Annotated in this window: 18 protein-coding genes and 2 pseudogenes; 13 read left to right on the top strand and 7 right to left on the bottom strand. The window is 64.5% G+C overall.

Annotation, left to right across the window (positions count from 1 at the left end; genetic code table 11):
- The first annotated feature begins 63 nt into the window (after positions 1-63).
- Positions 64-858, top strand: a complete 795-nt coding sequence (locus JX552_RS30890) for a ParA family protein (protein ID WP_205878890.1) — start codon at positions 64-66, stop codon at positions 856-858.
- Positions 859-1439: 581 nt separating this feature from the next.
- On the opposite strand, the gene JX552_RS30885 is transcribed toward JX552_RS30890, so the two are convergent.
- From JX552_RS30885 to JX552_RS34365, 3 genes and pseudogenes are all read right to left on the bottom strand, one after another.
- Positions 1440-3335 (bottom strand): hypothetical protein, encoded by a 1896-nt coding sequence (locus tag JX552_RS30885; protein ID WP_205878889.1) that lies wholly within the window; start codon positions 3333-3335, stop codon positions 1440-1442.
- A complete protein-coding gene (locus JX552_RS30880) occupies positions 3335-3868 on the bottom strand; it encodes a hypothetical protein (protein WP_055577246.1) in 534 nt (177 codons plus the stop codon). The genes JX552_RS30885 and JX552_RS30880 overlap by 1 nt, the downstream gene beginning before the upstream one ends.
- Before the next feature lie 45 nt (positions 3869-3913).
- A pseudogene (locus JX552_RS34365) lies at positions 3914-4033 on the bottom strand (hypothetical protein); the annotation flags it as partial.
- 574 nt (positions 4034-4607) lie between these two features.
- On the opposite strand from JX552_RS34365, the gene JX552_RS30875 reads away from it, so the two are divergent.
- The 5 genes from JX552_RS30875 (at position 4608) to JX552_RS30855 (ending at position 8804) form a co-directional block, all read left to right on the top strand.
- Entirely contained in the window at positions 4608-6047 is a 1440-nt protein-coding gene (locus tag JX552_RS30875; RefSeq protein WP_205878888.1) for a hypothetical protein, read from the top strand.
- Positions 6048-6081: 34 nt separating this feature from the next.
- Entirely contained in the window at positions 6082-6390 is a 309-nt protein-coding gene (locus JX552_RS30870; protein WP_205878887.1) for a hypothetical protein, read from the top strand.
- 78 nt (positions 6391-6468) lie between these two features.
- Positions 6469-6774 carry a hypothetical protein gene (locus JX552_RS30865; RefSeq protein ID WP_156452328.1) on the top strand — a complete coding sequence of 102 codons (306 nt, stop codon included), beginning with the start codon at positions 6469-6471 and terminating at the stop codon, positions 6772-6774.
- A complete protein-coding gene (locus JX552_RS30860) occupies positions 6775-8451 on the top strand; it encodes a PE family protein (protein ID WP_205878886.1) in 1677 nt (558 codons plus the stop codon).
- The gene (locus JX552_RS30855) at positions 8448-8804 is read left to right on the top strand and encodes a hypothetical protein (protein WP_055576775.1); all 357 of its coding nucleotides are present in this window, start codon (positions 8448-8450) and stop codon (positions 8802-8804) included. The genes JX552_RS30860 and JX552_RS30855 overlap by 4 nt, the downstream gene beginning before the upstream one ends.
- Before the next feature lie 12 nt (positions 8805-8816).
- Here JX552_RS30855 and JX552_RS30850 read toward each other — a convergent pair whose 3' ends face one another.
- The 3 genes and pseudogenes from JX552_RS30850 to JX552_RS33040 form a co-directional block, all read right to left on the bottom strand.
- Positions 8817-9851: a helix-turn-helix domain-containing protein gene (locus JX552_RS30850; protein ID WP_205878885.1), complete on the bottom strand. Its 1035-nt coding sequence runs from the start codon at positions 9849-9851 to the stop codon at positions 8817-8819.
- Positions 9852-10682: 831 nt separating this feature from the next.
- Complete coding sequence (locus JX552_RS30845; RefSeq protein ID WP_241011311.1) at positions 10683-10892, bottom strand: hypothetical protein; 210 nt, start codon at positions 10890-10892, stop codon at positions 10683-10685.
- A 21-nt stretch (positions 10893-10913) separates the two neighbouring features.
- Positions 10914-11099, bottom strand: a pseudogene (locus JX552_RS33040) (hypothetical protein); the annotation flags it as partial.
- A gap of 290 nt (positions 11100-11389) precedes the next feature.
- Between JX552_RS33040 and JX552_RS30840 the strand changes: the two are divergent.
- Together JX552_RS30840 and JX552_RS30835 are read left to right on the top strand one after the other, a co-directional pair.
- Entirely contained in the window at positions 11390-11941 is a 552-nt protein-coding gene (locus tag JX552_RS30840) for a helix-turn-helix domain-containing protein (RefSeq protein ID WP_055576773.1), read from the top strand.
- A gap of 30 nt (positions 11942-11971) precedes the next feature.
- Positions 11972-12688, top strand: coding sequence for a hypothetical protein (locus JX552_RS30835; RefSeq protein WP_205878884.1), 717 nt, complete (start codon positions 11972-11974; stop codon positions 12686-12688).
- Between the two features lie 169 nt (positions 12689-12857).
- On the opposite strand, the gene JX552_RS30830 is transcribed toward JX552_RS30835, so the two are convergent.
- The gene (locus tag JX552_RS30830) at positions 12858-13211 is read right to left on the bottom strand and encodes a hypothetical protein (protein ID WP_205878883.1); all 354 of its coding nucleotides are present in this window, start codon (positions 13209-13211) and stop codon (positions 12858-12860) included.
- Here JX552_RS30830 and JX552_RS30825 point away from each other — a divergent pair.
- From JX552_RS30825 to JX552_RS30810, 5 genes are all read left to right on the top strand, one after another.
- Positions 13204-13632: a hypothetical protein gene (locus JX552_RS30825; protein WP_205878882.1), complete on the top strand. Its 429-nt coding sequence runs from the start codon at positions 13204-13206 to the stop codon at positions 13630-13632. The two genes, JX552_RS30830 and JX552_RS30825, sit on opposite strands and share 8 nt — an antisense overlap.
- A 113-nt stretch (positions 13633-13745) precedes the next feature.
- A complete protein-coding gene (locus JX552_RS34430) occupies positions 13746-14348 on the top strand; it encodes a hypothetical protein (protein WP_488663609.1) in 603 nt (200 codons plus the stop codon).
- Between the two features lie 1424 nt (positions 14349-15772).
- On the top strand, positions 15773-16654 hold the full coding sequence (locus tag JX552_RS30820) for a chemotaxis protein (protein ID WP_241011302.1): 882 nt from the start codon (positions 15773-15775) through the stop codon (positions 16652-16654).
- 127 nt (positions 16655-16781) lie between these two features.
- Entirely contained in the window at positions 16782-17921 is a 1140-nt protein-coding gene (locus JX552_RS33035) for a transglycosylase SLT domain-containing protein (RefSeq protein ID WP_241011301.1), read from the top strand.
- A gap of 244 nt (positions 17922-18165) precedes the next feature.
- Positions 18166-18972 carry a hypothetical protein gene (locus JX552_RS30810; RefSeq protein WP_205878881.1) on the top strand — a complete coding sequence of 269 codons (807 nt, stop codon included), beginning with the start codon at positions 18166-18168 and terminating at the stop codon, positions 18970-18972.
- Positions 18973-19042 lie beyond the last annotated feature (70 nt).

The raw sequence follows: 19042 nt of genomic DNA, 5'->3' as shown, positions 1-19042 counted from the left end.
CAGGGACACTGCATCACCTCGTGTTCTAATCACCTTGTGACTATTGGGATCTAAGGGGATAAAGTGAAAGCTGATGTAATCGCGGTCGCAAACCACAAGGGTGGCGTGGGCAAATCCTTTACCGCGGTGAGTCTTGCTGCGGGATTGGCCCAAGGCGGCTGGCGCACCCTGTTGGTGGATTGCGACGCGCAGGCCAATGCGACGTCGATGTTCGATCCGGACGACGACGTCGACCTGGACCTTTATGACCTGATCGCCGACCAGGCTCCGGTCGCACGGGTGATCCGCAAGACACGAATCGCGAACCTCGAAATCATCCCCTCTACATTGGCCGTCGCGAAGCTCGATCAACAGCTGGTCATGATGCACAGGCGCGAGTACCAAATGGCGATGCGGCTAGAGCCGGTCTACGAGGACTACGACGCCATCGTAATGGACCTTTCACCCAATCTGGGTCAGCTAGTCATTTCTGCTCTGAATGCCGCTGACTGGATGATCGTGCCTACCGACGCCAGTAAGTGGGGGAGGCGCGGCGTCCACATGTTCATGGAGTGGGCCGGATCCCTACGCGAGCACCAGGTGCTTTCCGCTGAGCTGCTTGGAGTCTTACTGACCAAATACGAGCCGAATACGGTCATCAGCCGGGACACCCTTGCTGCATTGAAAGACGACGGTTTGCCGTTGTTTGAGACGTTGATCCCGAAACGCACGGCGGCGGAGCGGATGGTTACCGGCTGTTATGTCCTCGGGGACGTTGAAGCCGACCCCGACCTCGCACAGGCGTACGCAGCATTCACCGTCGATGTGATGAAACGGGTCAATGAGGGTCGTCGTAACCGAGGGAGGCACTATGGGTAAGAACGTCGCTGACGTCGTCGTCGGCATGTTGTCAGACGTGGGATCGGCGACCCGGCCCCCCGCCCGGGCGACCGACCCTGGGACGGCGCCGGCCTCGAAGGCCGAGACCCCCGCTCCTGTGACTCCGCAATCGCCCGAGCCGTCCGACGCGCCGCCGGCGCAGGTTCAAGCTGCTGACCCCGCAAAGGCGGCGTCAATCTCCCCAGCCTCATCATCGCCCTTGTCACGTTCAGATCGCCAGGGCGAGCCCGGCGCTCCGCGAACGCTGCGTTTGCGACCCGAAACCGCGGGAGAATTGCGGGCGGCGTGGTTGTCGGCCAAGCGTGAAGACGTCTTGTTGACAGCACAGGATTTCGCCTCCGATCTCGTCGAGGAAGCTCTACGACTTCGTCGTCGACGTCAGCGGGTAGCCAGCTCAGCCTGACAGATCGGGCAAACGCCGCGCGGCGCCGACGGACGCTCTCGCCTGTGTACCCAGCAGCGTTGATGGGGCGGTTGAACGCTTTACCGCGGTAAAGCGGCTAACACCTACCCGCGCATCATCCGGACACGACAAAAGCTGAATCTGCGGTTGACGCCTGTCAGCGCAGTCCGCTGCTGGCCAGAGGGACTGGAGTGGCGCCGAGGATCTCGGCCAGCAAGCTCAAGGCTCGTTCCTCGTCGGTTTGGGGCGGCCCAGTCGCCAGGACTGCGCTGAGGTACTCATGACGGTGCGGGTCACAGGGTTCTGCGGTCACGATGTCGGGGACCGCCAGATCGTCCGGTGGCGGTAGGTTGCGCGAGTTCTCCCGCAGGGTCAACCAGGTGTTCCATACTGCCCGTTCACGCTGGTGTCGCTCGATACGCTGGGCACGGTACTGCGCCAAGTGATGGGCCGAAGCGATGTCGTCCAGACTGGTAGGGCCCGGTCCCACGCGGCCACGGCTGCGCACGATGAGGCCCGCTGTGGCCAATGCGGCCAGACTTACATAGCCGGTGGTGGCGGAGATGTGGGCGGCGGCGAAGACGTCTTTCACCTCGGTCAGTCCGCGGTGTACGACGAGGTCATAGACGCGGCGGTGACGGTGTCCTACGACGCGCCATGCGCTATGTACGTCTTCTATGCGGGTCGAGGCGATGACGCATCGCCGGGATTCAACGGGGTTCTGCGTGGTCAGCGCGTAGTAGTCAGGTTGGCGTCCTTGAGCTACCCGCGTGCGCACCAGTGGTGAGCCAGGACGATCGCGGGTGTCCCGCAGGAACTGCCAGACGGTGGTTTCGCTGAGCAGTCCTGTGGCGATCGACAGAGACCGTCCTCCTACGCCGACGAGGGGCACTCCGTTGACGACGGCTCCGGATCGCAGGGCGTGGACAGCTAGGGCTTGGTAGACCGCTGGTCCTATCCAGCGGTAGCGGTGCTGGGGGAATTCCTGTTCGATCCAGGCGGTCGCGTTCGCTAGCCAGCGGCGGTGGAGCTCGGGTCCATGCCCGCCCCCCCGTGTGTGTCTTTGATCTTGTGCGTGGACTGGTCGGAAAAAGTGGCTGTTGGCGGCGGCCCATTTCAGAGCTTTGTCAACGTCGCGTTGCAGTGCCGCGTGGGCGTTGTGGTGGTAGCGGGCGTAGGCGCGGGCCAGGCCGTCGTGCCATGGGCGGCCCGGGGTCATGAGGGCTGTGATGGTGGCTAGGGAATGGCCGTGGAGCACGGCATGCGCGAGCACTGACTGGCGGGCTTCTGAGTGGCTGGGCCAGCTGTGGTCGGTTGGGAGTTTTCCGGTGGTGGCGTAGAGAGTGATACGGGCGGGCATGTCGCCGGTTCGGACATATCGGGGATCTAGCCGGACGTGGGGTCCGGTTCCGATGAGTGTGGTCGGCGGTGGGGAGGGTGGGTTGGTGGCGTGCTCGGGGCGGTTGAGTGCGCCGAGCAGGACGTGGAGCCGGGGGAGTAGGGCTGGATGTGAGCGGCGAGTTAAGGCGTCCTGGGCGGCGGTGAGGGATCCGTCGAGTTGGCGGTGTCCGCCTTGTCGGCATGGCGATCCGGGTACCGTGATGCAACCGGTCTTCGGATTGGTCATCGGGGTCTTGTCCAGGGTGGGTAACCGGGATTCCAGGAGTCGCATCAGTGGGGCGAGTTCCTCGGCGCTGGCGCTGGTTCCGAGTGCCAGCGGGACCAGGATGTGGCGGCCGCCGCTGCGGGAGCGGTCGGTGACGGCTACTCCTCCGCATTCGGTGATCCACGTCAGGGCGCGAGCGAAATCTGTGTCAACGGCGCGCTGACCGTGGCGCTTGGTGTCGAAGTCCAGGGCCAGGATTTGGGTGCGCCCTCGCAAGTAGAGGTATGCGGCGGCGGGCACGCGGGGCAGCCGGCTGCTGAGATTGGTGGTTCGGTCGAACTTGTCGGTGTCGGGGTTCCATGTGCGCAGCAGGGGGCGGGCCGCGATGAGGTGGGCCAGCGCTTTCCAGGTAGTGGTGGGGTCGGTACTGGTTGTCGCGGCGGACACTAGGCGATACCGCTGCTGTGCGGGTTCGGGCAGGGGTAGAGGTGACCGCGGGTGTCGAGGTAGACCCAGTGATGCTGGCGCCAGAGCATGGGCGCGCCGCTTGCGGTGCTGCGCGGGTCAACTAGGTAGCCGAGGTCCAAAGCTGTGGGAACCTCGGTGTGTTCGATCAGGTCAATGCAGTTCCTGCAGCCGGCAATCGCCTCTGCGGGACTACCGAGCGTGGTGGTGGAAGGGCGGCGGCGGCGCAGGAAGATCGCGGATTGTTGGTAGGTGCAGCCGGCGGCGAAGATCTCGCAGTGGCCGCTGGCGCGGGCGGTGATGACCGCCGCGATCTGCGGGTCCGGAAGTTGGGTGTGGAGTCGGCCGACCAGTTGGCGGCGTGATCGTGGGCGGGTCGACGGCGGGGCGAGGGGCGAGGCGGCCGAACTGTGAGCCGCGGGGGCTTGGTGTGCTGCTGGGTTAGCGGAGCTGGTGCGGCCGAGGAGATGTTGTTTGGCCTCGAGATCGCCTTCAATCCAGACGCCGGCCCACATCCCGTAGTTGGGTCGGTTGCGCAGCGCGGTGGCAGCGCAGTCGCCGAGCTGGGGGCAGCGCAGGCATTGTCGGCGGGTTCTGAGCTGCTGGTGGGGGTCAAACCAGTCGCTGGGGCGTTTCGCGCAGGGTGGGGACAGCGAGGGAGTGTCAGTCTTGAGGTTCACGAAGGCGTCCTCTATCGTGAAACCGGCCTGGCTAGGCGTGGTTTCTGTTGTCAGAGGCCATATCCGGAGTCGGTAGCTCCGGTGGCAGGTATCCCCGTTTCGGCGGGGATTTCTGCGTTGTGGGCCGGTGTGGAGTTGTGGTGTCGGCTCGCCGCCGTCGAGGCGGGTCTGTGGGGGTTCCGGGCTCCTCGTGGCTGGTGGTGTCTGTGTCCTTGGTGGGACCAGAGTGACATAAGTGCGCGGTTGAACCGCGCAGACACGCCGCGCGGTTCAACCGCGCAACGTTGCAGCCTTGTCCGTGCCATCGGCGGATATCTGCCAAGCAACCTTCATCACCCGGTAGCGATCTGCAGCGCGGTCCCACCCAGCGCGCACGCCGAGATATCCCTGTCCTGCCATCTCGCCCCGGAGCAGTGGTTTCGGTCTGCCGAAGCGCTGGTGCCGGAGATGGCGAGGCTGTCTTGATCGCAGCATCCGAGTATTTCGCGACGACTGTCGCGCAGCGCCATTTCCGCCGGTAGCGTCTCTGCCTATGGCACATATGCCCACGTCAACGGCTATTGAGGGGTGACTGTTGACCGTCGATGCAACCTCGGACTTCGCCGGATTCCTATTGGGACCTGTGCTGCACGCGGCCGTGAAGGGTATCGCTGACCTCTTCACTGATGATCAGCCGCACTCCGGTGGGCAGTCACCGCAAGAGGCGTTGCTACAGGCTCTTAATGCGGCGAACGCGCCCGGAGTTGTTACCCAACCGGACGGGTCCTCGGCGCTGCGCGATGCTGCCGAGCGGGCCGCCGACGCTTACCAGCGGGCCGGGGGTGCCGCAGCGGCGACTGATGCCAAAGTGGCGGCACTGCTGAAGAAGTATCTCGCTACCAACGAGGCAACGCGGATGGAAGTCACCGCCATTGTCAAGGAGATCCAGTCGCGGGAAGAGCAGTTGAAGAAGAATCCAGCGGTGCTCAACGATCCCTTGGCGATGAAGGCATTTGGGGAGTTTTTAGATGAGCGATTGGGCAGGATTCAACAGGCGATGGAGCGCGCCAAGGTGGACAACGCCCACCAGGCGGAGCTCATTGATGTTCTCGCCGATGAGTACCAGGCGACCGCCGCCACTGCCGAGCAGCACACCCCGAAAGATGGCGGCAGCAAAACGGACACGCCAGTTGATGGGGGGTCGGGTGGAACGGACGCCGGCGGAGGGGGGGCAGGGCCGGGCGCAGGTGGGGGAGGTGGTCTGACTGACCCGTTGGCTGGGATGGGTGTGCCTGGCGGTCTGGGTGGACTGGGCGATCCGATGTCGATGCTCGGGCCGGCCTTGGCGGGCATGAGTTCGATCCCGGGTTCGCTGGGCGGGTTGGCGAGCTCGCTGCCGGCTGCCGCGATGGGGATGGCGCCGCTGGCTGGTCAGATGGCCGGTGCGGGTGTGGGGGACGGTTTCAAGGATGAGGCCCCACGTGAGGGCGCGAAGTCGACAGATTTTGACGATGGCCACGGCAAGGATTCGGCGGGCAAGCCTGCTGAAGCTGCTGGTGAGGAAAGGGGCAGCAAGGACAAGAATCCGGAGGCCTCAGTTACCCCGGCTGCGACAACGGCGGCGTTATCTGGGGCTGTACCTGCCACCGCTGGCGGTGACCCGTCTTTGGTTGTGCAGATGCCTGACGGTTCGCCGGTGACCACCACATCGGCACAGCATGCAGCCGCTGTGCGTGCGGTGGTGAATGGGACGTCGGTTACTGACGCGTGGAAAGGATCTCACGTCTCGTTGCCGCCGCCGGGCACCCCGGTCACCGAGCCTGCTGACCCGAGCCACTTGTTGCCGGGCACGGTTGCTCAGTTCAAGACTCGCGAGCCAGTGATGTTCATGGGAAACGGGAAGATTTGGCTGGACGGCCAGCTGCAGCCGCAGAGCGCATTGCCAACGACGGACTTTTTAGGTTGGGTTGACCCGGCTCAACAGGCCGGTACAGCAACCGCGGCAGCGCCCGCCCCGCGGGCGACAGGTACGTAATTGGTAAGTGCGGGTGAAGGAGCAAACAGGGCTGATGGCCGACAGCGAGGAACAGATTGTGTCCGAGCCTCTGGTCATCGAGTGCTCGCGGGACGGCGCAGTATTGGTCGAGGTTGGTTGCTCCGGTGAACAGGTGCGTGTGCAGTTGGAGCCCGAAGCCCTGGCGTGGCCGATGGAGGTTCTGGGCGATCGGATCGTGAGGCTGTATCGCGTTGCGATGATGCGAGCTCGTGCCGATCATTGGCTCTCTGAGAATTACGGGCTGATGGGGATTCCCAGATCCAACGCTTGGCCGACGCATGCCGAGGTTGACGAATTCCGTCGGTCTGCAATCGATTTCTGAGGTTGCGACGATGCGTAACGCCATTTCGCATGGTTGGCTAGCAAACAATAGGTTCAAATTGGGGAAGGTGGAAACGCGGTGGCTGCAGAGGTGAGACTCGACGTCGGAGAGTGGCACGACCATGCACAGTGGTGGGAAGCCGAGGGGCCGCGAATTCGCGAGGAACTCAGCGTCACGCCCACGACTTTGAGCGAGGCCCGGTCAATGTTCGGCAGAATCGGCTCCTCGACGGTAGGGGCAGCGCTGCAGGAACTGTTGCAAGCTCGTGCGGCGGCCGGGCATGCTCTGGGTCGCCACTGCGAAGGCGTCGGTCAACAGATCCGTGCCAGTCTGGCCTCCTACACCGAGTCTGAGGAAGCCAGCCAGCGAACACTTCGCACGTAGTTGGCTGAATCGCTACGGGCCGACCCCGCCGCCCTTCGGGCCGCGGGGTCACGGGCGCACGCAGCGGGCAGTAGCGCCTCCCCGGGCTCCGATCACGTGCAGCCGTGCGCTCCCGACGTTGTTTCTGTCGGTGCCAGCACACGGTTCGGGGTTAACCTCGCACTTGCCCGTCAGTACACGAGTGTGGCGACCCGGATGGCGCGGCAGTTCGGGGTGTTGCTGGAGGCTGGGGCCGGTGCCTATGACGAGCAGGAGACGGCATCGGCAGCGACGTTGGGCGCGGGCGGGCTGTCGGGTCCCGGCGGCGGGGTTTCTCGACCAGCCGCGGTGCAAGACGAGGCGGCGTTGCTCGGCGGGGGTCAGCCACCGCCGTCGGCGGCAGCCGGCGAAGTTCCCGCGTCGCCGCGCGACATCGCCCGGCTGATTGATAGTGGCCGCACGGGTCCTGGTCCGCAGACTTGGCAGACCGTTGCCGATAGCCTGCGGGGAGAGTCGGAGCGGCTTGAGCGGGCGGCCGAGCAGTTGGCCGCCGCGATCGCCACGGCGCAGCAGGGGTGGGATTCGGCTGCAGCTGATGCGGCCGTGAGCCAGATGCGTTCGCTGCAGACCTGGTTTGAAGGCCACGCGCAGTACCTGAGCATCCTTTCAGCCACCGCGAGTGGGCATGTCGAGGCGTTCCGAACGGCTGCGGCGGAGATCCCGAAGTTGTCGGCGGTCACTGCCGCAGAGCGCGAATTGCGGGCCGCCAACGACGCGAATACCCGCAGCGGCGGGCGGTTGCAGCCGGCAGTGACTCGTTCTCAGGTGCGGTTGAGCGCGTTGTATTCGCAGTCGGCCAATGGGTTCAAGAACTACACGTTCTCTGCGGGGGTTACCTCGACCTCTCCGCCACCCGCCCCGCCTTCTTGGGAACCAGCACAGCACGCTGATCCTGCCGTGCACGGCCCAAGCGATGATCTCGTGACGCATAAGACCGATGCAGCACCAACCGATGCCCCGCAGGAGTCTGTTGATGCGGCCAGGGGGGCGGGTGAGGATTCACTCAAGCCAGGCGCGAGCTGGCCGCCAAGCGCGCTGGACCCGGATGTCGACCTCTCCGGGTCGGTGGATACCGCTGGTACGGCGCCATCATTGCTGCCGGCAATGGTCGGAACCGCGCTAGGTGGAGTTGGCGGCGCACTGGGCGGACTCAGCGGTTTGGGAAGCACGCCCATGCAGGCGATGCCGTCATCCATGATGAGCGGTCTTAGCGGCCCGTCCGGTGGTGCACCGCAGCAGGGTGGCGGGGGCGGACCTGAGCAGCCGGCACCGGCGCCTGCTGGGGGAGGCCATGACGCCGCACCGGACAGCGGTGGGGGGGAACCGGGGGACACAGAACCTGCCGGCGCGCAGGGATCGTTAAGTGCGCCTCCGGTCTTGGCGTCTCCTGCTGTGGAGGCTGCCCCGATGACTGCGGCCGAGGCCGCCAATGTGCCGGCGGCTTCTGCTTCCAATGCAGGGACTCCGATGGGCGCCATGGCGCCCCCGATGATCGGCGGCGCAGGCCGCGGTGGCAGCGGGGCTGACAATAAGCAGCTGTATAAGGACCGAGAACTGAAGGTGACGGTTCCACCGAATAGCGAGCCGGTGAAGGGCCGACGGGAAGCGCGTGGAACAAAAGATGGAGCTGGGAAATGACGGGAATGACCGACGACGAATACGTCGACATCGTCACATCCGGGTTGAGAGAAGCGAAGTCATGGACGGCGCAGTTCAACGACGCCATGCAGCGCGCTGCCCAGCAGGAGTCTGACAACGAGGTAGTGGCCGCGGCGTTCGACGCGGATGGTTACTTGCGGGATTTGTTCATTGACCCCATCGCCCCAGCGCAGTACACCCATGTTGAGCTTGAGGAGCTGATCAGCGCCGAGTTGCGGGACGGGAGTATCAAGCAGCGTGAGGCGATGCGCAAGGTGTGGGACCGCTTTTTCGGCTCCGATGCACCGTGGAGTGAGATCCAAGCGATCGCTGAAGATCTCGAGACCCCTTAACCCTGAGGCATTTCATGCAGGGTCATCACGTGGTGGCGTGCTTGGCGGTCCCGAGCGCGGCTGAGCGCTCTCGCGGTTGCGCCTGGCTATAGCTTTGCCCCATGTGCTGTGCGGTGACTGGCGCCGCTGGGCGGCGTTGTCCAGAATCCGGCGAACCTCAACTCGGCCTAGGCTGCTCGACAACGCCTGGCGGCCAACCGCTTTGGCGCGCTGGGAGGCGTCGAATTCGGTGACGGCCGCAGCGCGGGCGCGCGCTTGGGCTTGCAGAGCTTGGGCTTCCCGCGCCTCGTCAAGGGCTGCAGGCCGCTCGTCGAGATTTGTTGGGCCGTGCCAGGCAAAGATGGTCGCGAGTAAGCCAATTGGCCGGTGCGGGCGGTCGGCGGCCCAATTTCCCACTCCGAGCCAGTCGGTGATCATCTGGTTGACGTCGCGCGCTGTCCAGCCGTGTTGAGCGGGTGCGGCCAGGATTCGCGACCAGGCACCGGGGGAGTGCCGCCGACTCCATGGGGGCGAATCCGGCCGTGCCCGCCAGGCCTTCGCCAGCGCTAGCCCTGCCTTGTCTAGGCCTTGGCGGCGCTGAGCGCCGCCTTGCCGCCGGCCGCCGGGCCGGCGTCTGCGGGTAGTGAGTTGAGAAGAACGGTTTTTTGTAGACAAAAAACGACCGCTTAGCGGGTGGGGTGACACGCTGTGGATAACGGCGGTTAGCTGGCGGTTGTCGTGCAGCGCCCACACTGAGGCCCAGCCGCGTTGGCGGTCGCCGACCCGGTAGGAGGCGAACCGTTCACCGCGGGTGCGTTGGCGGCCGCGAAGGACTTCGGTGGCCACGCCGAGAAGTTTCAGTGCCTCGTCGACGCGCTGAATGGTGCGAACGGTGTAGCCGGTTTCGCGGGCTAGGCGCTCGTTGGTGGGCCGGCTGTTGCGGCCGGTGGCGTGATCGGCGTAGCGGGCGCGTGCTGCGGCCACGGCGACGAGGGCTTGGCGGCTGACGCCGCCGTTGCACATCATTGGCCGGATCGCGGTGTAGCGCAGGTCGTAAGCGATGGGCACGGTGAAGTGGGCCCATTTGGCGGCCCCTCCGGTCCAGCATGGAACGCCTCGGTAGGTGCCCTCGCCAGGATCTAGCGTGAGAGCTGCGGCGGCAACCCGATGGCAGCCTGCGGTTAACAGGGCGGTGGCGCGCGGCCGCGTGCTGGCAATGCCGCGGCGTGGCTGTTGGGGGGTGCAACCGCGGTACGGAGACGCCGCGAATTCGGTTGATGGTGACGGTGTTATCGAAAAGACACAGAAATCACGGTGCGGCGCTGGAACAGCACTGAGGTATGCGCTACCGTGAGACGAGTCGACCAAGACACGTCCCTTTCGGGGAAATGGGCCGGAGACCCAGAACCGAGCGCCAACTCGGTTTGAACCTTCAGACACAGGCCCCGCTTCGGCGGGGCCTTCGTCATGTCAGGGGGTGCTCTGTGCCCGCTATTCAGATGTCATGTTGGGCTCCGGCAAGGCGTCGGAGCTGAGTTGTCTACATCGCCAGGGGTAGTACCTCCCGAGCGGGAGACTTTCCGAGTTCGCGAGCCAAGTCGGGTCGCCCCGCGTGAATGGTCACGAGGTCGGCGAGGTATTGCGAGATCGACGAGACTCCCGATTCGCGCCACATTGCTTCTAGTACCGGAACAACTTCGATGGGTGGGCGGACCGAGAACTGCTTGCGTTCGCCCTTGTGATGAGCTGGCATGGCCTTGACTCTTTCACCATGGATGTGGAATCAGCTTCGACACGCCGGGCGCTTCGGTGCCTACAAAACGCCTCTGACCTGCAATTACGGTAAATTGCGCCGTAACGTAATTTTGCGCAAACACTGGGGGGACCAGGAGATTGCTGTTACGCGGCGGCGCCGGCCAGCGCCTGGTGCGCATCGTCCTTCTGGGCCAGCAGGTTGGTCAGCGGGGCCACCGGGGCGTCGCCAATTTCACGGGTTCGGCGCCGCTCGAACTGGGCGGCCAGGCGTGCGTAGATCGGCTCGAGCCGGCTCGGGTAGTGACCTGGCAGGACCATGCCGCCCCAGACGCCGTGTGTGGCGCGCGTAGCCACGGCGTTATAACCGCACCGGCCCAGGAATGGGCAACTGGCGCACCAGCGCTGAGCTTTCGCGTAGGTGTGCGGATTGAAGAACAGTTCTGCGCGTTCGCGGCAGGGCAGTTGGACCTCAGTGCTGTGGAAGACCCTCACAGGTGGCGTCGGCAACTGAAGGCGGCTTCCCGGCGCTGTTGGTGCCGGGGCCTTACTTGGGGTGGTCATGGGGCATCCTCCCTGTTCGTGTTCTCACAGCCGGTTTCGTTAGGGGCCGTCAGGCCCGTGCGTCCCGGGCTGGTCGGCCCGCGAGGCACCGTCAATGTAACAGAGGATATGACGGTTCTGACGGTTATGACGGTCATAACGTCATTTTTGACGGTGGGGCGACCTGGGGATTCCCGCCCGCGGGGAAGGGAATTCGAGCAAACCCGCATGTGAGAGCAGCTTTTGACGTCGGTCCCGGCGCGGGACGGGGTTCACCTCAAACCGACAGCGAACGGAGAAGAAGATGACGGATGAGCGCCCTGTCTGACGGTTTGTCGGGCAAAATGCTGGTTATGTCGTGGGAGCGTCTCGGGAGGGAGGTGCGGCTTCGGCGGCAGCACCTCGACCTGACACAACCCGAGATGGCCAAACGCGGGCCACTGTCGGTGACCACGATCCGCTATATCGAGAACAACCGAATAGACCGCCTCAGCCGCCGTTCACGCGAAGCACTCGACCGGGCACTGAATTGGGCGCCGGGCAGTACCGATGCGGTGCTCTCGGGCGGCACCCCCATTCCGGTAGGTGGCACCACTATGCCTGCCGCTGTCGCATCGACCGCCGACTCGGATCCGGCCGCAGCTGTAGATCGTTTTGATAAGGCCCGCTGGATACTGAGGATGCGGCGCTCATTCGCAGAGCACCGCGAGGGGATGAATGCTGCTGCAAGGGCAGCACTTGATGAAGAATTCACCACTGCCGCCCGGGAAATAGAACAAGCGCTCATTTGGATGCTGCCCTGGTTAGGCGATAAGGAACGCGCCGAGGCGATCAAGATTTTGGCCGAACTCCGAGACAGTTAGCGTGTCAGCCCGCTTGGTTAACGTCTGGGTATGTTTGACATCCCTGGGATGCCGAAGGGCCCACAACGTCTTCCCGTCACCTGCACATCAGCCGTCCCGGTGCGCGTCTGCCGTTCCGGGAACGCGGCAGCGCCGGTCGCATCGAGTGTGCGTGACAGCCAGCAGCGTCGAACTCCCGTGCGCACCCTCAGTGAGGCCGAGCAGTGGTGGCACTACAGCCGCCAGTGTGCGGCGGCACTGCACGCCGGCCTATCACCGACGCCGGTGAGCGTGTTTGGACCCGTGCTCGAGCCCGGCGAGACGGCGCTGGTTGCTGCCAGTGTCGGCTACGCCCGTTTTTGCGGGACGAACGCCAACTACACGTCCATGCCGTTGATCGTGGCAGGCAGGCCGGCTGTCATGGTGGGCGCGTTGGCGGTCCAGGGTCTGGTCAACCACCGCCGCAAAGCGGCAGCACAACGTCAAGCCGCACCGCAGTGGAGATGGCACCAGACCAGCTCGGTGATCGTGACCACCGACCGGTTGCTGTGCGCCACTCGCCCGCATGGCTTGGTCAGCTTGTGGTTCGGGGACTGTACGGAGTTTCATCCGGACTTGCAGCAATGGACGTTGACGCTCAATTTCGGCTCGATCGCGCCAGTCAGATTCAGCGGGGTGGCCACGCCCGCGCTGAGCTTGTTCAGTGCCCACGGGATCTTCGGCGAGGCCTGGGCTGACGACCCGCGACTGGCCGCACTGCTCTCCTAGTTGAGCAGATGAATTTGCTGACCGACCCATGTATCAGCGTGTCAGCGCCGGTAGCATTCCCAGTCATGTTCGAAATGGATCCCGCAGCTACACGTGCTGGTTTGACTGAGGCAGATGCCTCCGCAGCCTCTCAGCCGCCTACAACGGTTGCGGGTCTACGAGTTGGCAGCTACACCCTGCCGCTCCTGCACGCAGCCGACATGGTGCACACCGTGCGTGATGCACAAGTGCAGGCCCACGCCACTGCGAATTCGGTGAATCGCGAAATGAGCGTCGCCGCCGTCGAGGCAACCGAGGCGGCGAATTCCAGCGCATTGAGCTGCTGACAGGAGGCTCTGCACATGTCGTCGCCATGGTCCAGGAACGCCGCTTCGTCGTCGCCAGTGACGCTTCCTCCAGCACCGGCGCCGTTCGCGGTACCACCATCGCTGCCGCCAGCGGCAAGCGGCATCGCTCTCAACCCCCGCCGCCGCTGGCCCTGGGCCGCGGCGGCGCTGCTGGCCGTGGGGGTTTCGGTGGGCACCGGCTCGGCCATCACCTACCTGACCATGCACGACAGCAAACCAGCTGCGCCGACGCATACTTCACCGCCATCTTCAGCGCCGCAATTCAGCAGCAGCGAAGTAGCCGCCGCAAAGCAGCATGTTTGCCATGCTTTTGAGCTATCTACTGGTCATGAAAGCAAAGGCGGTTTTCGCGTCCAAGGCCAGCTGAATGTGCCGTCGATCCTCCAGTCGGTTTCTAGCGCATTAGCAGTGTTGAATGCGCTCGGTCCAGCCGATCCACCAGAGATCGATGCCGCCGCTCACAGGTATATCGACGCAACCCTCGATGTGACCACGGCGGCAATGGGTGGAACACCGACCAGTGAAGTCAACCGCCTAACAGACATATCAAATGTCGCGCTGGATTCGCTGGCCGACGCATGTGGGATCCCGCGGTAACGGTCATGGCGCTAGTGACCGGTTCGGCCGATTCGTGGGGCGAGCGCAATGCCGTCGAGGCAACCGCGGCATCGAATTCCAGCGCATTGAGCTGCTGACAGGAGGCTCTGCACATGTCGTCGCCATGGTCCAGGAACGCCGCTTCGCCGTCGCCGGTGACGCTTCTTCCGGCACCGGCGCCGTTCGCGGTACCACCATCGCTGCCGCCAGCGGCAAGCGGCATCGCTCCCAACCCCCGCCGCCGCTGGCCCTGGGCCGCGGCGGCGCTGCTGACCGTGGGGGCTTCGGTGGGGACCGGCTCGGCCATCACCCACCTGACCATGCACGACAGCAAACCGGGTGCGCCGACGCATACTCCATCGCCATCTACAGCACCGCAGTTCAGCGGCACCGAGGTGGCTGGCGCCAAGCAGCACGTCTGCCACGTATTCGAGACTTCTGTAGGCCATGAGGGCCAAGGCGGGTTCCGCGTGGAGGGCAAAATCAATGTGCCTGTGAACTTACAGTCGGTCACAAGTGCGATAGCTGTGGAACACGCGCTCGGTCCGGCGGTGCCGCCAGACGTCGCAGCCGCAGCTCGCCGGTATATCGATACGACTTTGGACGTGACCACAGCGGCAATGGGTGGAACACCAACAAGTGAAGTCAATCGCCTGACAGACATATCGAATGCCGCAATCGACGCGTTCGCCGACGCATGTGGGATCCCTCGGTAACAATCATGGCGCTAGTGACCGGTTCGGCCGATTCGTGGGCCGAGCGCAATAAGGAGCAAGCAGGGCAGCTGCTCGGCGTATTCGCGAAGGCCAAGCTGTCGGCAGCCACATCGAGCATCGGTGCGCAGTCAGTGTTTGGGGGTGATCATCCGAGGCCGCAAGGTTTGTTCGCCTCGGTACTCTTTCCGCCGTTTGTCTGGCCTGAGGATTCCGAGACAGAGTTGCACAGCCGCGCCGAAGCCGAGGAGCAGCGCCAGAGATTGCGTGAGGATCAGGCCGATGACGTTCACACTGCGCGAAGTACTGTGTTTTCCCATGGGGTTTGGCAAGGCAAGGGAGCAGACGCCGCCGACTCTTCCTACGCAAAGTTAGAGCAAATACTCAACGAATCCGCCGCCGCTTCAAAGCTCGCTAGTAGGCTCATCGGCCAGGCCGCGTCGGATGTAGAGCGCACGAAACGGCTTATGGCACAGGCTAATACCGCTATGCACGACGAGATCGAACAATTCCTGCGCAGCGGTAGCGGGCATTCCCTGGCCCAGATCGCAGTGATCACCAGCAAATATCGGGCAATCGTGCAGACACACATGGCAGACCTGCACACGTACTCCGCCCAGTACACCACCCAGATGCTGGGGAACCTTCCACTGGCGCCAGAAGGTGGGAAGGTCAAGCCGGCAGGAAATGGAACTACCGACCAGTCAACTGACGCGACGCCAGAAACCCCTACACACGGGGAGAACGCAACCGGCACTCGCGGCTACAGCGGTGCATCTTCGGGGGAACAAGGGACCAAGGGAATTTCAGGCCCACCCCATACTCATCCCTCAACGGATGCCTCCGGTCCGCCCAAGCCATCGGCACCTGACCGCGGTCTGCCGTCGCAGTTGGGGTCCGGTGGTGGTTTACCGGTGTCTGGTCTGCCGAGTATGCCGGGTGGGGGAGGCGGAGGGGGCTCTCCGCTGTCGGGGCTTCAAGGTTTGTTCAGCGGAATCGGCTTCAATCCGGGTGCTTCGATGTCGCCTGCTGGTCTTGGGTCAGCTTCGTTGCCATCCGCGACACCCTCGGCGGCAGGTGTGGATTTTGGGCGGGGGTTGGCGGCGGGAGTGTCGGCAGCCGGTGGTGCGGTATCGGCACCGATGGGACCCATGCCACAGACGTTGAGTGGTCCGTTGGCTGCGCCGGCGGGGGGTGCGCCTACCGTTGCGGCTCCGGCCGCGGCGACGTCAACGTCTGCACCGTCGGCGGGTGCGGTGTCTGCTCCTTCGGGGATAGGGATGCCTGCCGGATTGACGCCGTATGGTTCGGTGCTGCCACCGGCGGGGCCAGCGGTCTCTGCGCCCAGTTCGGTTTCGGCCGTGCCGCCAGTCCCGGCCGAGGGCGGGGCTCCGGCGGCTAGTCCTGGTGCGGGTCTGGTTCCCGCGGTGAGCGGTCGCGCGGTTGCCGGGGTGTCACGAGACGATGCAGCATCGGATGTCGAGGTCGCCAAGATGGCGGTGGCTGAACTCGCCGGCGCGTCTTGTCTGGTGGATGCTGGCCTTGATTGGGCTGTTGCCTTGGGCCACAACGCATCTGGCAGTACGACATTATGGGTAGCTACTAACGACGGGGCTTGCTACATCCCGCCTGGGGTGTTCTTACGAAACGGTATGGCCGTCGCGGGCGGTTTCGATGAGGATTTCGATGTCCGTTGGATGGGTTGGTCCAACCCGGCCGAGAAGGCGGTACGCGGCGCCCGTGCGAACGGGGACAGAGTCGGCGCGGTGGCAACGACATGGGCGTGGCCGTCGGAGTTCCTGGAGGACCCCGACGAGGGGGTGCGGCAGGTGGCGATCGGTGTGCCACACGGGGGTCCACATGGTCCCGCCTCGGAACTTCGCCGTACGCGGATGCATCGTCTACAGACGGTGAATGCGGGTTTGTACGCGAGTTTGAAAGCGATGGATGAACCCGAAGCGATCGCGTACTGCCGGGAGTTGACTCGGCGGTCGGTATTCGCTGGCGTGGTTGAGCTTTCACAGATTGCCCGGACGGTGGCCGATGCCGTAGTGGCCGGCGGGTGGCCAAAAGCGGAGGAATGGGCGGCTCTAAATGCTGAGTACGAGTCCGATCGTCTGATGATGGCGGCACAGCGTCCGGGGCTGAACGGTTTGGAGGATCCAGACCAGGTCGTAAGTTATGAGAATTTCTTCACTAACTGTCGGCGCCTGGAAATGTTGTTGTGCTGGAAGCGATCTGATTCGTTGATGGTGGCCGACGTGGCCTATGCTGCCTGGATTGCTGGTTACCAGCTGTTACCCAGTTAGTAGGTGTCGCGGGTTCACAGGCTGCGGGGGCTTGGTCAGCGGATGGCGGGCGTCCGCAGGGGTGTTTGTCCGTTTGGTTGTGGTGAGGCGTTTTTTTGCGGGTTAGTTTTGGTGGGTGGTTGGCCCGGTGTCGCAGTTTGTTGCCGATGTGGATCGGGTGCTGACTCGCGCGCATGGGCTGTTTCCCATATCGGGGGGGTCGGCGCCTGGTGTGTTCGCCGCCAATGGTGGTGGGCGGTCGGTGCCGCCGGTCCCTGCTGGGGGTAGCGGTTTGGGGTCGGGCGCCGCTGGTGCCGGCGACGGTTACGGCGCGGCGCGGGCCGCGGTGACGGGGCTGGATGTGCAGTGTGGCGGGGGGGCTGGTGAGGCGACCGCAGTTGGTCAGCGGGGGGCGCTGGGTGCTGGTTCGGTGCGTGATGGGGCGCGGGCTCAGGCCGATGCGATAGGGAGGGTGGCGCATACGGCTCCGGGGATGCGGTTGATGGTCTCGGCGATGGATGAGCGTTTGGGGGCGATGCAGCGCCAGATCGAGGAGACCACGGCCGAGAATCGGGTGCTGGCGCTGCGGTTGCGGCAGTTGGCGGCCGCGTATCAGGGGTTGCGGATGGGTGGCGGTGCGGGCGGGTTGTCGGCGCTGAGCGCTATCCCGGCGGCTTTCAGCGGGGGCTCGGGTAGTGGGTTTGGCGGCCTGGGCGCTCTGGGCAGCCTGCCGATGTCGATGCTGGGCCGGATGGGCAGGGTTGGTGGTGGTGCGGTCGCTGGCCGGACGACGGGGTCGTCGGGTTTGGCGGCGGGTGCTGCGGGTGTCGGTAAAGGCGCTCTGGCTACATCGGAGGTGTCATTTGAGGGCAAGGGCTTGTGGCCGGGCGGGGCGGCGGCGATGAGTCGGGTTGTTGATGAGGCACTAGACCGCAACGGCATTTCTGATCCGCGAGCTCGTGCGAACTGGAAGAACGGGATGATGACGATCGCTGAGCACGAGTCGAGCTTCCGGTCGGACGCGATCAATGTGTCCGATACGAATGCACATGGTGCGCGCCAGGTCGATGGTGGTCCGTTGAACTCCAGCCGGGGTCCTTGGCAGCTGGTGCCGGGGACTTTTGCGGCGCATCACCAGCCGGGGACGTCGAATCATATTTGGGATCCGGTAGCCAATGCGTGTGCGTCGATGAATTATCTGATGTCGCGTTATGGGGTTGCCCGTGATGGGCATAATCTGCGGGCGTTGGTCGGCCAGGCTAACCCCGGTGTGCATCACGGCTACTAGCTGTCGGCCGCTGCGCAAGCACGTGTGTGGGCCGAGTTTCTGGGGGCAGGTGTGCGTAGATGAGAGCTGTGGTGACTGACGTGGAAGGGACGCTCTGGTGAACGTCACAGAGTTCGTGGCGGCAGTTGACCGCCTTTTGTCGCGCGCTCATGACCTGTTTCCGGCCGAGGGGGGTGCCGGTGGCCAGGTGCCCACGTCGGGCGCTGGCAGCTCGGTGCCGGCGCCCCCTTCCAGTGGGAGCAGCTTGCGCACGGGTGTTTCTGGGGTCGCCGTTTCGTATCAGCAGGCGCAGACGACTGCTGCGGGGTTGGATGAGCAGGTGCGGGAAGCCGCAGCTCAGGCCCTCGCGATCGGTCAGCAGGGGCGCGCCGCCTCGGGCATGATCCGCGATCAGGCCCGCCAGGTGGGGGCATCGGCGGAGTCGCTGGCACGCTATCCGGCTGGAACTCAGCTGCTGGTGGCGGCGATGAATCAGCATCTGTCGGCGATGCAGGATCAGGTGGAGTCGACTCAGAGTCAGTTTCAGGCGGTGTCGGCGACGTTGCGGCAGGTCACCGCCGGTTATCGGAAACTTTCTGGGCACAGGTCAGGAACTGATGCGCAGCCACTGGACAATGACAAGCCGCAGGATTCAGGTAAGCCGGGTTGGGTAGTGGGCGATCCTCGGCACAGGCCGTGGGTGGCTGGACCGGGCGGGCCTACCCCTCCAGGTCCTCCGGATGGACCTCGATGGATTGAGATTGGTCCTGGTTCGGGAACGTTTGTGCGAGCTGACGAGATTCCGGGTGTGGTTATCAAGCAGCCCGGCGATCTTGCGCCCTCCCCGGGTTATGACCACTCCGGCAATCCGTATACGTGGATCGAGTTAGTTCCGCATTCGGGGGTGTTCGCGCCGAGCACCGACTTCCCCGATGCCCGATTCATGGGTCCGAATTCATTGGGGCCGCCGGGCACCTTGGAATATCTTCCGGGTTCGGGGATTTGGGTGCCGCGCGACTCATTGATTCACGAGCCGCTTGCACCCCCTTCGTCGGCCACGCGGGGCGACTAGTATGCCGCGGCTCGGCGCGGTTCGCGTAGTGGATCGGGTGTGCGCGGCGGTTCGCTGCCGTTGAGAAGCT

Origin of the sequence: Mycobacterium gordonae (assembly GCF_017086405.1) — a bacterium.
GTDB lineage: Bacteria > Actinomycetota > Actinomycetes > Mycobacteriales > Mycobacteriaceae > Mycobacterium > Mycobacterium gordonae_D.
This window is presented reverse-complemented; position numbering and strand designations above follow the sequence as displayed.